Raw genomic sequence first — 11,422 nt, forward strand, 5'->3', positions numbered from 1 at the left:
ATCGTCGACTCCGTCCCACTCTCACCGCGCAATTCACATGCTAGTGACCCCTAGCAGGCCGCGCCGTGGCACAAATCGCCACCTACACGCCTCGCACCGTCCGATATGCGGCGGCGCTGCTTAAATCACCGCGAGTAAAAACTCCGCACCGAGCGCCGTTATTCCGCCTTGGCGAGCAGCGGCAGTACACCTTCGGCGAACCAATACGCCTCTTCCAGGTGCGGGTAACCCGACAGGATGAATTCGTCGAAGCCCAGCGAATGGTATTCGCTGATCAGGTTGGCGACTTCCTGATGGCTGCCGACCAGCGCGGTGCCGGCGCCGCCACGCACCAGGCCCACCCCGGCCCACAGATTCGGGTAGATCTCCAGCTTGTCGACCTGGCCGCCGTGCAGCGCCGTCATGCGTCGCTGTCCCTCGGATTCCGACTTGGCGTGCAGCGCAGTGGCTTTGACGATCTGCTCGTCGCTGATTTCGGCGAGCATCTCGTTGGCGACGGCCCAGGCCGCCGCCGAGGTGTCACGGGTGATGGTGTGTAGCCGAATCCCGAACCGGACCTTGCGGCCTCGCGCGGCGGCCCCGGCCCGCACCTTCTCGATCTTGGCGGCCGCCGCCTGCGGCGGTTCACCCCAGGTCAGGTAGACGTCGGCATACTCGGCCGCGATCGGCAGCGCGGGCCCCGAGGAACCACCAAAGTAGATCTCCGGCAACGGATTCGGCGGTGCCGAAACCCGCGCGTCCTCGACCGTGTAGTACTTCCCGGTGAAATTCACCGACTCCTGCGTCCATACCGACGTCACGATCTTCAGAAATTCGGCGGTGCGGCCGTAGCGGTCGTCGTGACCGAGGAAATCGCCGAATCGGCGTTGCTCGGCGTCGTCGCTGCCGCTGACCACGTTGAGCAGCACCCGGCCTTCGGAAAATCGTTGCAACGTCGCGGTCTGCTGCGCGGCCAGCGTGGGGGGCACCAGTCCGGGACGGAACGCGACCAGGAATTTCAGCCGCTCGGTCTCGGCCAACAACGCTGCCGAGGTCAGCCACGCGTCCTCACACCAGGTGCCGGTCGGCGTCAGCACGCCCTCAAAGCCCAGCCGGTCGGCGGCGCGAGCCACCTCGGCCAGGTAGCGACGGCTCGGCGCGCGGTAACCGCTCGGGATATCACGGTTGGCCGAGGCGTGGGAGCCGCCGACGATCGAGCGGCTGTCCCCGGTGGTGGGCAGAAACCAGAAAAATCTCGCAGACATCTCTCGCCAAGCTAGGTGCCCGGCGGGCCGAGGACAAGTTGGATTCCGAGCGGATTCAACCCGTTCCTTGCCGGGATGTGCGGAGTATCTTTGCCCAGCGGGTTTCGCGAGCTGCGTGCTTTCTGGACAGAATCCGATCAGCCGGGCCGCGGGCGGCCCCTGGCCGGGCGCGCGACATGATGACCCTATGACCACCGAGATCCGCGTTCTCGACGCCGAGGACGACCTCATCGCCGCCGCGAAGGTGTTTCGCACCGCGATGGTGGGCATTCCGCCGCTGCCCGATCTGGCACCCGGCCAGATCACCACGTTGCTCGAGCCCGGACGCACCGTCGGCGCATTCGTCGCGGGACAACTGACCGGCACCGCGGATGCCGTGACGAGCACGCTGACCCTGCCCGGCGGAGCCGTCGTGAACCACGCCGCGGTCACACATGTCGGGGTGCTGCCCTCGTTCACCCGAAAGGGCATCGCGACGGCGCTGGTACATCATCAGTTGCGCGACTTTGCCCAGCGCGGTGAGATCGTCGCCTCGTTGCGCGCATCGGAGGCAACGATTTACGGGCGATACGGCTACGGCGTCGCGAGTTCGGCACAGACGGTCGAGGTTCAGACAGCGCGGGCCGCATTCCGTCCCGACGTCCCAGCCGGCGGTCCGGTGCGGCTGCTCGATGCAGCCGCGGCATGGGAAATCCTGCCCCGCGTCTACGACGCCAATCGTTCGTCTCGGGCGGGAACCATCGGCCGTCCCCCGGTGTGGTGGCGAGGCGTGCGACTGCGGACCGAATCGACGCCTGGGGCTTCATATATCGCTGTCCACGGCGAGCCCGGCTCCGAGACGGGATTCGCCCGCTACCGCCCCATCGATACCCAAGCATGGTTTGTCAGCGACCAGCGCACCATCGTCGTCGAGGACTTCTTCGCGCCCACGATCGACGCCTGTGTCGGGTTACTTCGATTTCTGTTCGAGCTGGATCTGATTCATCGCGTGACGTTCTGGATGCTCCCGCTCGACAATCCGCTGCCCTGGCTGCTTGTCGACCGGCGGGCCATGCGGGCTACCGCGGTGCACGACGAAACATGGCTGCGCGTCGTCGATGCCCATGCTGCGCTGGGCGCCCGCCGATACGTCGGCAACGGTGCGGTGACCGTTGCCGTCAACGACCCACTGCTGCAGTCCAATTCGGCCACCTTCATCGTCACTGGCGACGGGGTGGAAACCTCGAAGCGGGCGGCCCAGCTGAACGTCGGGATCGAGGGGCTCGGCGCGGTCCTGCTCGGCGGAGCCACCTGGCGCAACCTCGCCGTCGCCGGTCTGGCACACGCCGAGGACCCCGCGGCGCTGGCGGTAGCCGACCAACTGTTCGCGGTGCCCGAGGCGCCCTACGCCGGAACCTTCTTCTAGCCAGGCCCGCGTATAGCGGCCGCGACGGCCTGCGGAGCTTCGGATTGCGGATAGTGGCCCACACCTTCGAGTTTCGTCACCTCGGCGTGAGGGAGGGCCGCGATGGCCGGCTCGAGGACGTGGCGTCCCGACACCGGATCGTCGAGCCCCCACACCAGGTGCAACGGACCATCCCAGTCCGCCAGGGCCTGCTCCCAGCGACGGTGATGAATGGCGCGTTCGGCGTTGTAACGGATCAGCAGATGCGCGAGCTTGTGGCCGTCGCGCAGCGATACTCCGTACCAGAGGTCCTCGAGCTCGGTGTCGGTCAGCGCTGCTCCGCGGACCGCGTCGAGCCCGGTGCGAAGGCGCCCGGCGGTGACCCGGCTGGCGATCAGCTTTCCGACCCCGGGCACGATCAACAACCGCTGTAACCGAGTAGGGCGGTAGGCGCTGTAGACAATCCCGGAGTTCAACATGACGAGGCTGGAAATGCCGAACCCGAGCTTGCCGGCGGCTACTCGATCGACGAGCTCCTGGGCGACGATGCCACCGTAGTCGTGCGCAACCAGGCGAACCGAGTCCAGCTGGAGATGTGCTGCCAAATCCTCGACGACATCTGCTGATTCGGCAACGGAGTAGTCGTAGGGTTTGGGCTTATCCGAGGCGCCGTAGCCGAGGAAGTCCAGCGTAACCACGTCGTGGTCGGCGGCAAGCTCGGTGGCGATGTCGGCGTAGTCGTAGGACCAGGTCGGAAATCCGTGCAGCAAAAGCACTGTCGGCCCGTGGCCCCGGCGGCGAAAGGCGATGCGGTGTCCCCTGCGGCTGATCAGCGTCTCGCATTGGTCGATCCATTCGCCTGCCCGGGGAGCATCCATGCACTCATTGTCGCCGAATTAGCGGTGCCTTTCGAAATGATTTGGGGAATGATGCAAGCGTGACCATCAACACGATGCACGACGTGCTGCGAATCGGCCGGTTGGAACCGACCTTCGAAGAAGAACTGTTCTCGCGCTACGAGATCCCCCAGCTTCCCGACGGGCCTACGCGGGCCCCCTTCCTCGCCGAGCATGCGGCCGACATACGCGTGGTCTTGACATCGGCGCCACCCCTTGGCATCGACGCTGACACCATCGCGGCCCTGCCCAACCTGGAAGCGATCGTCAACTACGGGGCGGGTGTGGATTCGATTGATCTGGAGGCGGCCGGCAATCGCGGTATCGGCGTGAGCAACACGCCGGACGTCCTGTCGGACACCGTCGCCGACACCGCGCTGGGGCTGATCCTGATGACCCTGCGCCGCTTCGGCGCTGCCGACCGCTACGTGCGGGCGGGCCGCTGGGCGAGCGAGGGCCGGTTCTCCTACGGTCGCGACGTCAATGGCCTTCAGGTCGGCATCTTGGGCCTGGGCCGCATCGGTTCGGCCATCGCCACCCGGCTGCTCGGATTCGATTGTGCCATAGCCTATCACAACCGCCACCGAATTGAGGGGTCGCCGTATCGCTATGCGGCATCACCGTTGGAGTTGGCCGAGTCGGTCGACATTCTGGTCGTCGCCACCACCGGCGACCCGCGATCCCGCCACCTCGTCGACCGCACCGTGCTCGAGGCACTGGGGCCGGAGGGCTATCTGATCAACATCGCCCGCGGCAGTGTAGTGGACCAGGAGGCGCTGGTGGAGCTGGTCGCGGGCGGTGGGCTGGCCGGAGCGGGGCTGGACGTCTTCGCCGACGAGCCCAATGTGCCTGCCGCACTGTTCAATTTGGACAATGTGGTGCTGTTCCCGCACATCGGCAGTGCCACGGCGCGGACCCGCCGGGCGATGGCACGGCTCGCGATTGCCAACCTCGACAGCTATCTGAACACCGGTGAGCTGGTGACTCCGGTACTGCGCCCGCGCAAGTGACTCGCCGGTCAATGGGGCAGCTTGACCGGATACAGATTATGGCCTCCCTCAAAACCTTTGAGTTCGACCTCGCGGGGCGCGCACAACTCGATGTCGGGCTGGCCGTCGATCGCGTGGCGCACCGATTCGCTGACGAGGATCTCACCACCGTCGGCTTGGCCCGCAACGCGAGCCGCCATCGCGACGTTGCGCCCGAAGAGGTCGTCGCCGCGTCTGACCGAAGGTCCCACATGGATGCCGATGCGGACGCGTATGCCCTCCCAGCGCTCGGCGTCTTCGAATAGCGCTCGCTGCACATCGATCCCGCATAACACGGCGTGCGCGGCGTCGGCGAAGGCGAGCATGAATCCGTCGCCTTGATTTTTGACCACGTGGCCACCGTGGTCGTCGACACGGTTTTGAATGAGCCTGTTGTGCCGCTCGAGCACCTTCACCCATTCCCGGTCACCCAACGCCTCGTTCTGCGCCGTGGAATCCTCGATGTCGGAGAAGGCAATCACGACATCGCCGTCAGCGGTCAGCCGGGCGAGGTCGGGACGCTCGACCTGGGCCCAGCCCGCGAGGTCTTCGACCGAGTTTCGCACCGTGGCCCCAAGGCCCTTGGTAATCAGCGAATCGGCCGTCTTGAAAGCCGTCCTGATCGCAAACGGCGCAACACCGCGGCGACGCCGGCGCCGGATGCCCTGGCGGGTGCGGCTGCGCTCGAGCGCGACCCTGGCCCCCTTCAGTTGGCGTCGCGACACGATCAGCAGGACTCCGAGGGCGATGATTCCGCCGAGTTCGATCACCGCAACCAACGCGATCAGCACGGTCATGGTCATCGTTCGTTCTCCGCCGCCGCGGCTGCCCCCATGAGCAGAGTATGACGGTCAGTGCGGCGGGGCGGCCCGCTGCGTGGCCAGGGCGACGGCGGCCGTCACCAGGTCGGGTTGGTGAATCTGGATGAAGTGGTCGCTGCCGGTCGCGATGAGGTGTGGCGTCTGCGGTCGCAGCCCGACGAGATCCAAGGCCGCATCGCGCCAAGCCTGCTCCAGCCTCGCCCCCTGCTCGGGCGCAACGTTCGGGGGAATCAGAAAGGGCTCGGTCCTCGTCAGCACGACGATGGGAATGGGCGGGAACACCGGGGCGTCGGCGACCTGCGCGACGCTCTTGTCGATGTCGATCACCTCGAAGGACGACGAATCGGCGAACTGCGGCAGCGGTGCATCCAACGCCTGCCGGTAGGCGGGCCAGTCGGAGCCCAGCAGGCTCGGTATCTCGACGCCGAAGGCATCGACGAAGACCTCCGCGCACACCTGATCGGGGTAGCTCTGCGCGTACAGCCGGGCGAACAGACCCCCCAGCGAGTGCCCGACAAGGATGTACGGGCCCGGAAGACGGGCGGCGGCAAGCAACGCGTGCAGGTCGCCGACGACGTCCTGCGCGGTGCGCGGCATCGCGACCGGCGAACTGCGGTCGCTGAGAGTCGGCGGGTCGGAATTCCGCAACGTGCCGGGCCGGTCGTAGGCGCAGACGCGGTGGGCGCCGGCCAGGGCGGGCAGCACGGCGGGGCCTACAGCGGGCGCATCGGCGTCGGATTGGCTCCACGGATCCGACGAGTTGTGATAGCCGGATTCCAAAATGACTGTCGGACTTCCTTTTCCGCGGCATTCCAGATAAATATGCCGCCCGTTGCCGACGTCAATCGGTCCGCGAAAGTCGCCCGACGAGTCCGATCCCTCGCCGCTGTGGTGTCGGCCGGCGCAACCGACCAGTGCGAGCAGCACGACGGTGGTCGCCAACAATCGACGAAGGCGCCCGACGTGCCACACTGCCCGCATCGCGTCATTGTGCGGCCGCGCCACACGATTACGTCGAACCGGCTGCGGCGTTGCGTGAAGTGCGGTCTCGGTCAGCCGGTCAGGTATCTGGTGAGCATGGCGACCAACTCGTTCTCGAACGGTGCGATCTCGACCGGTGTGGGCGAGTAATTACTCATACTAGTGCTCTGGCCTGGCACCTTACGAAAGGCGGAGATCCGTGCAGACAATCCACGTCGAAACGGAATTACCAACCGATGCTGATCGGGTCTGGGCGGCGATCTGCCATCCGGCGTCCTTCAACTATGTCTGTCGCGGCTTGATCGGTATCCCCGCACTGGTCGGACGCACCGAGCCGATGCGGGCGGGCGAGATCGGCACGGCCTGGCTCTGGCTGTTTCACCTCGTCCCGTTCTCGCGCCACACGATCGAGGTGATCGACGTCGATGACGACGCCCGGCACGTGCGCACCCACGAGCACGGTGGTTTTCTGCGGGCGTGGAATCACACGTTGCACGTCGAGCCGATTTCGCCGGCCCGGTGCCGCTACAGCGACACCGTGGACATCGATGCCAGCGCGCTGACCCCCGTCGTCGCCAAGGCGGCCGTGGGAATCTACCGGTACCGCCAGCGCCGGTGGCACAAACTCGTGGACAGACATCTGCTCCCCACCGGTCCGGCATACGCCGATCGCCGGGGAGGTTGACTGTCTTGGCCGCCCGGCGTGGCGCAGTGCTCTGGGTCGTGGCGGCCGTCGGGTATCTCATCCTCGAGGCCGTCGCGGCCGCGGGAGTTGTGCCCGCTTACAGCTATGCGCGCAACTACATCAGCGACCTCGGGGTCAGCGCGGTCTCCCCGCGTTCATACCTGATGCAAGCGGCGTTCTACCTGCAGGGCATTCTGTTTATCCTCGGAGCGGGGCTGATTGTCGGCATCCCCGAAAGCCCCAGGGCCCGAGCCTTTTTGGGGCTGATCGGCGCGAACTCGATCGGCAACATCGTGATAGGGGCCGTGCACAGCGGGAACGTGCATCGCGCCGGCGCGGCGCTGGCGATCGTCGGAGGCAACACCGCCATCCTGGCGGGAGCCGCGGTCATCGCGACGGGGGACGGCTGGCGCTGGTATCGACGCATCTCCATACTGGTCGCGGCGCTCGGCCTGCTGAGTCTGCTTATGCTGCTGATCAATTCGGTGACATCGCAAACCAACCTGCTGCCCGACGGGATGTGGGAACGCGCAAGCGTCTATTCGATCATCTTGTGGCAGTTAACTACTGCCGTTTACCTGCTGACCGCCCGACGCCGGGCCGCTGGAGAGGCCGGCTAGCGACTACGGCGCATCATCCGTGAGCATCTCACGCACTCCTTCGAGGAATCGGCTCGTGGGTGTGTGCCCGCAGGAGACCATGCGCAGCCGGCCATCGTAGGTGACGACTCCAGTCACGTACTCCTTGTCGACCTGCGACAGGACGATCGGACCCCAGATGGCCCGCGGCCGCACCGGTCCAAAATCGGCGAAGTTTCGCACACCCAGGTTGGTCACCATCAGCTCGAACGGCAGCCCGGCGCGGAAGAACTGTTCCGCGGCGGCGTAGTCGGCGTCGACGGGCAGCTGCTGCTCGACGATCGTCGAGCCGATCACCTGCGCGCCCGCCGATCGCGCGACGCTCAGTTCCCGGGTGATTTCGCGCGCCTGCGTCCAAAAATCGGTGCCAGCCGCCGGCTCCATGCCTGTGCGTGCGCTGGCGATGCACAAGCAGCAATTCGGCCCTTGGCCGACGAGCTCCCTGATATTGATCGGGCTGAAGGTGCGGACGAACTCTTCACCGAATTCGGCGCCACGTACCCGGGAGGCGGCCGCCACGATCGCGGCGTGCACCGTCGTCTGTTCCCGACGACAGCGGTCAACGATGCGCGCGGTCTCGTCGCCGGTCATCTCGATCCTGTGCACGTACGGCGGTGTGCCGTCGAAGGAACGGATGGAGCTCGGCACGGCCATGCGCGGGTCGTCGGCGTCCAGGGACACCTCATCGGCGCCAGATGCATCGAGCTCACGAGTCACCAAGTCTTCCAACGACATCGGCAGTGGTAGTGGTATCGCCGCTTCGCCGTTGAGCGCGGCCAGCAGGTCGTTGAGTACCAACACCGACGAAATCCCGTCGGCAACGACGTGGTCGAACGTCAGCAGCAAGGTCGATGTCGTCCCTTGAGTGGCAAGAGTTGCCCGCATCAACGGGGCGGCCAGACGGCCGAACGGCCGCGTGAGCTCGTCGGCCGCGAGCAGCTGCCAGTCCTGGGCATAGTCGCGATGGAGTGTCAGATCGATCGGCGGCACCGTGTCGGCCCGCTAAAACGCAGGACCCAGGTGCCGATCGTCTTCCACATGCGCTGACAACATCGGATGTCGGCGCTGTGCGGCATCGAGCGCGTCCCGTACCCGCTGCGCGTCGAGGGCGATATCGAACTCGGCAGCCAGGAGAAAATGTGCTGGGTTGCGTTCGGTGTAACGCCAGAAGAAGCGTTCCAGGGGCCCCAGCGCCCGCAGATACGTGGTGGTTGCCGTTGCAGTGGTGGTGCGTGTCACTTTTCCGTACCCTCCCCGAAATCGCCTACCGCCATTGCGGCGGATTCACCCACCGCGCAGCGTCGCGTGATGTGTTCAGGCGTCCTGTAACTCACGACGGTGAACGCCGCCGAGGGGTTCAACTCCTGCGGTGACCGCCGCAATACGTAGCCGACATCACCAGCCTGACCTCGCGAGATCGCCTCGCCAACAACGCATTGCACGTGACAACTGTGATTCGCATCAGGAACTGGCGGGAATAACTCCCTGGACGGCGCCGTCATTCCCGCGCGTGTGGGTCGTTTGGCAGATCAAGTGAGGAGGGACCTGTGGCCTCGTCGAATGTGACAATCGGTCCAACGCGACGGGACGCCGTCATGACCGATGAGCCTGACGGGCAAGCCAGACCCGGTGCGAACCAGCGCCTGTTCGCCGGATTGTTGGCACTCCTGCTCGCGACGGGCTGGGCGGCCAACCATTTCGCCGGGCTGATCCCGGCGATGAGCGAACGACAGCACCTCAGTCGCAGCACGCTCGACGCCGTCTTCGGTGTCTACGCGCTCGGGCTACTGCCCGGCCTGCTGATCGGCGGTCGTACCTCGGATGCGGTCGGGCGTCGACCCGTGGCCTGGGTCGGGTCGATCGTCAATCTGGCCGGCACGCTGGCGATGCTGATGTCGCAGCGTCCGGATGTGCTGCTGGTGGGCCGCCTGGTCGTGGGACTGGGGGTGGGCCTGGTCATCAGCTCCTGTACCGCGTGGGCCTCCGACCTGAAAGGGCCCGCCGGAGCAGCCGTCGCCGGGGCCGTCCTGACCGCGGGTTTCGCGGTCGGGCCCTTCGCCGCGGGCGCGATCGCGTCGATGGGAGCGTCCGGGGTGTGGGTGTCGTTCCTCGTCGCTGCCGTCATTGTCATCGCGGCGGCGGCCGTGACGGTCCTGGCCGCCCGGCGCGTGGCCACGGACGCACCGATAACCCCGAGTGGTCCCCAGCCGGAGTCGGCGGCGGATCAGGGCGTCGCGCGGGCATTGAGTTGGGCGATACCGTTGGCGCCCTGGGCGTTTGCCTCGGCGACCCTGGCATTCGTCACAATCCCTACCCACATGCACACTCCCCTGGCGGCTCCCCTGGCCGCCGGGACCGCTGCGCTGATCACCAACGGCGTCAGCGGGATCATTCAGCTGGTCGCCCGCGCGCGGCGCTGGGGACCGCAAGCCGGCACCACCGGAGCGGTGCTGGCCGCGCTCGGCTATGCGGCAACCGCGGCGGCACCGCAGCCCATCCCGTTGGGCGTGGGTGTGTCGCTCATGGTGGTCCTCGGGTGCGCATCCGGGCTGGTGCTTCGCGAGGGCCTGATTGACCTGGAAGCCGCTGCGCCGCAACATCTTCGCGGTGCGCTAACCGGGGCCTTCTATACCGTGAGCTATATCGGCTTCGGCCTACCGATGCTGTTGAGCTCGCTCGGTTCGGCGCACGCGTCGATGATCATCCTGGGTGTGATGGCGGCGCTGGCGGCGGCGACAGCGGTCGGTCGAGCTGCGCGGCTACGACGAGACAGCCACCGGCAGAACTGATTCAGCGCGTTCGCGTAGCGCCGAAGAACTTCGAGCGCAGCAAGCGGTCGAAGACCGGCGGCAGTCCCTGGAACGGGCGGCCGTATTCGTTGGCGGCCTTGTCCACCAGATCGACGCCGACGACGTCCCAACCCTGTTTGGTGAGCCAGTCTTTGGTATCGATGCGCGCATCGTCGTACCACAGCTGGGCGACGGGAGGCTGCGCACTGAGCTGACTGATCGTAGGTATGCTGTCGGCGAACTCCTTCGCCTCGCCCGGGTCCGGCCCCAGTTCGACGGCAACGTGGCTGCCCACCGCGGACAACTCGTGCAGCTTCTCGAACAGCGCATCCTGCGCGGCCCCAGGCAGGTACGGCAGCAGCCCCTCCAGCGCCCACGCCGTCGGCTGCCCGGGATCGAAACCCCCCTCGATCAAGGCTGCAGCCCAGTCGTCGCGCAGGTCGGTGGCAATCGCAACACGCCGGGTCGACGGCTGGGCGCCCCGCTGATCAAGCACCTGCTGCTTGAATTCCAGCACCCGCGGCTGATCGACTTCGAAAACCGTGCAATCGGGCGGCCACGCCAATCGGTAAGCGCGGCAATCCAATCCGGCTGCCAGGATGACGGCCTGCCCTACCCGGGCCCGGGCGAAGAAGCCGTCGAAGAACCGGGTCCGGACGCCCACCCACTGGGCATTGAACGCCGCGGCGCTGCTCAGATCGGTATTGGCCACTGCGGCAGCCAGATTCGGTTCACCGGCGGCCGCGACGAAGCCGGCCGCGAAGTCATCGTTGGCCAGTGGCGGGTCGAGCGCGGCGTCGAGCGCACGTGCGGCGCAGACCGCCAGCGCCGTGAAGCCCACACTCGTCACGATGTCCCAGGTATCACCGGCAGCACGGGGCACAACGGCCTCCCCTCGTCAGAGCAAGCATGTCGACGTTTTCGTTCGCACAACTAACGACACTGTACGCCGGAAG

At 66.5% G+C, this 11,422-nt stretch carries 12 protein-coding genes; 5 read left to right on the top strand and 7 right to left on the bottom strand.

The genetic code is table 11. From position 1 onward, the window contains the following. Positions 1-158: 158 nt before the first annotated feature. A complete protein-coding gene (locus MNAB215_RS07910; protein ID WP_077078206.1) occupies positions 159-1,244 on the bottom strand; it encodes an LLM class flavin-dependent oxidoreductase in 1,086 nt (361 codons plus the stop codon). A gap of 187 nt (positions 1,245-1,431) precedes the next feature. Here MNAB215_RS07910 and MNAB215_RS07915 point away from each other — a divergent pair, with 187 nt between their 5' ends. Next, positions 1,432-2,649, top strand: a complete 1,218-nt coding sequence (locus MNAB215_RS07915; protein ID WP_077078207.1) for a GNAT family N-acetyltransferase — start codon at positions 1,432-1,434, stop codon at positions 2,647-2,649. Here the strand turns inward: MNAB215_RS07915 and MNAB215_RS07920 are convergent. Then, positions 2,646-3,506: an alpha/beta fold hydrolase gene (locus MNAB215_RS07920; RefSeq protein ID WP_077078208.1), complete on the bottom strand. Its 861-nt coding sequence runs from the start codon at positions 3,504-3,506 to the stop codon at positions 2,646-2,648. The genes MNAB215_RS07915 and MNAB215_RS07920 overlap by 4 nt on opposite strands. 74 nt (positions 3,507-3,580) lie before the next feature. Between MNAB215_RS07920 and MNAB215_RS07925 the strand changes: the two genes are divergently transcribed. Continuing rightward, entirely contained in the window at positions 3,581-4,534 is a 954-nt protein-coding gene (locus tag MNAB215_RS07925) for a 2-hydroxyacid dehydrogenase (protein WP_077078511.1), read from the top strand. 8 nt (positions 4,535-4,542) lie between these two features. Here MNAB215_RS07925 and MNAB215_RS07930 read toward each other — a convergent pair whose 3' ends face one another. Together MNAB215_RS07930 and MNAB215_RS07935 are read right to left on the bottom strand one after the other, a co-directional pair. Further along, complete coding sequence (locus MNAB215_RS07930) at positions 4,543-5,349, bottom strand: adenylate/guanylate cyclase domain-containing protein (protein ID WP_077078512.1); 807 nt, start codon at positions 5,347-5,349, stop codon at positions 4,543-4,545. Between the two features lie 54 nt (positions 5,350-5,403). Beyond that, positions 5,404-6,354 carry an alpha/beta fold hydrolase gene (locus MNAB215_RS07935; protein ID WP_131829090.1) on the bottom strand — a complete coding sequence of 317 codons (951 nt, stop codon included), beginning with the start codon at positions 6,352-6,354 and terminating at the stop codon, positions 5,404-5,406. Between the two features lie 199 nt (positions 6,355-6,553). Between MNAB215_RS07935 and MNAB215_RS07940 the strand changes: the two genes are divergently transcribed. Beyond that, positions 6,554-7,039: a hypothetical protein gene (locus tag MNAB215_RS07940; protein WP_077078210.1), complete on the top strand. Its 486-nt coding sequence runs from the start codon at positions 6,554-6,556 to the stop codon at positions 7,037-7,039. A gap of 38 nt (positions 7,040-7,077) precedes the next feature. Further along, positions 7,078-7,659: a DUF998 domain-containing protein gene (locus MNAB215_RS07945; RefSeq protein WP_165691534.1), complete on the top strand. Its 582-nt coding sequence runs from the start codon at positions 7,078-7,080 to the stop codon at positions 7,657-7,659. A 3-nt stretch (positions 7,660-7,662) separates the two neighbouring features. On the opposite strand, the gene MNAB215_RS07950 is transcribed toward MNAB215_RS07945, so the two are convergent. Further along, positions 7,663-8,667 (bottom strand): hypothetical protein, encoded by a 1,005-nt coding sequence (locus MNAB215_RS07950; protein WP_083746033.1) that lies wholly within the window; start codon positions 8,665-8,667, stop codon positions 7,663-7,665. 12 nt (positions 8,668-8,679) lie between these two features. Continuing rightward, positions 8,680-8,916 carry a hypothetical protein gene (locus MNAB215_RS07955; protein ID WP_083746034.1) on the bottom strand — a complete coding sequence of 79 codons (237 nt, stop codon included), beginning with the start codon at positions 8,914-8,916 and terminating at the stop codon, positions 8,680-8,682. A gap of 308 nt (positions 8,917-9,224) precedes the next feature. Here MNAB215_RS07955 and MNAB215_RS07960 point away from each other — a divergent pair, with 308 nt between their 5' ends. Next, positions 9,225-10,466 carry an MFS transporter gene (locus MNAB215_RS07960; protein ID WP_425436412.1) on the top strand — a complete coding sequence of 414 codons (1,242 nt, stop codon included), beginning with the start codon at positions 9,225-9,227 and terminating at the stop codon, positions 10,464-10,466. 1 nt (position 10,467) lies between these two features. Here MNAB215_RS07960 and MNAB215_RS07965 read toward each other — a convergent pair whose 3' ends face one another. Further along, on the bottom strand, positions 10,468-11,349 hold the full coding sequence (locus MNAB215_RS07965; protein ID WP_077078213.1) for an SAM-dependent methyltransferase: 882 nt from the start codon (positions 11,347-11,349) through the stop codon (positions 10,468-10,470). Positions 11,350-11,422: the final 73 nt, after the last annotated feature.

It is taken from the genome of Mycobacterium numidiamassiliense, from assembly GCF_900157365.1.
GTDB lineage: Bacteria > Actinomycetota > Actinomycetes > Mycobacteriales > Mycobacteriaceae > Mycobacterium > Mycobacterium numidiamassiliense.

What these genes read in the sequence shown, in the direction of transcription:
- MNAB215_RS07910 (WP_077078206.1), bottom strand. Translation starts at nt 1,244, where the DNA reads ATGTCTGCGAGATTTTTCTGGTTTCTGCCCACCACCGGGGACAGCCGC.
- MNAB215_RS07915 (WP_077078207.1), top strand. Translation starts at nt 1,432, where the DNA reads ATGACCACCGAGATCCGCGTTCTCGACGCCGAGGACGACCTCATCGCC.
- MNAB215_RS07920 (WP_077078208.1), bottom strand. Translation starts at nt 3,506, where the DNA reads ATGGATGCTCCCCGGGCAGGCGAATGGATCGACCAATGCGAGACGCTG.
- MNAB215_RS07925 (WP_077078511.1), top strand. Translation starts at nt 3,581, where the DNA reads ATGCACGACGTGCTGCGAATCGGCCGGTTGGAACCGACCTTCGAAGAA.
- MNAB215_RS07930 (WP_077078512.1), bottom strand. Translation starts at nt 5,349, where the DNA reads ATGACCGTGCTGATCGCGTTGGTTGCGGTGATCGAACTCGGCGGAATC.
- MNAB215_RS07935 (WP_131829090.1), bottom strand. Translation starts at nt 6,354, where the DNA reads ATGCGGGCAGTGTGGCACGTCGGGCGCCTTCGTCGATTGTTGGCGACC.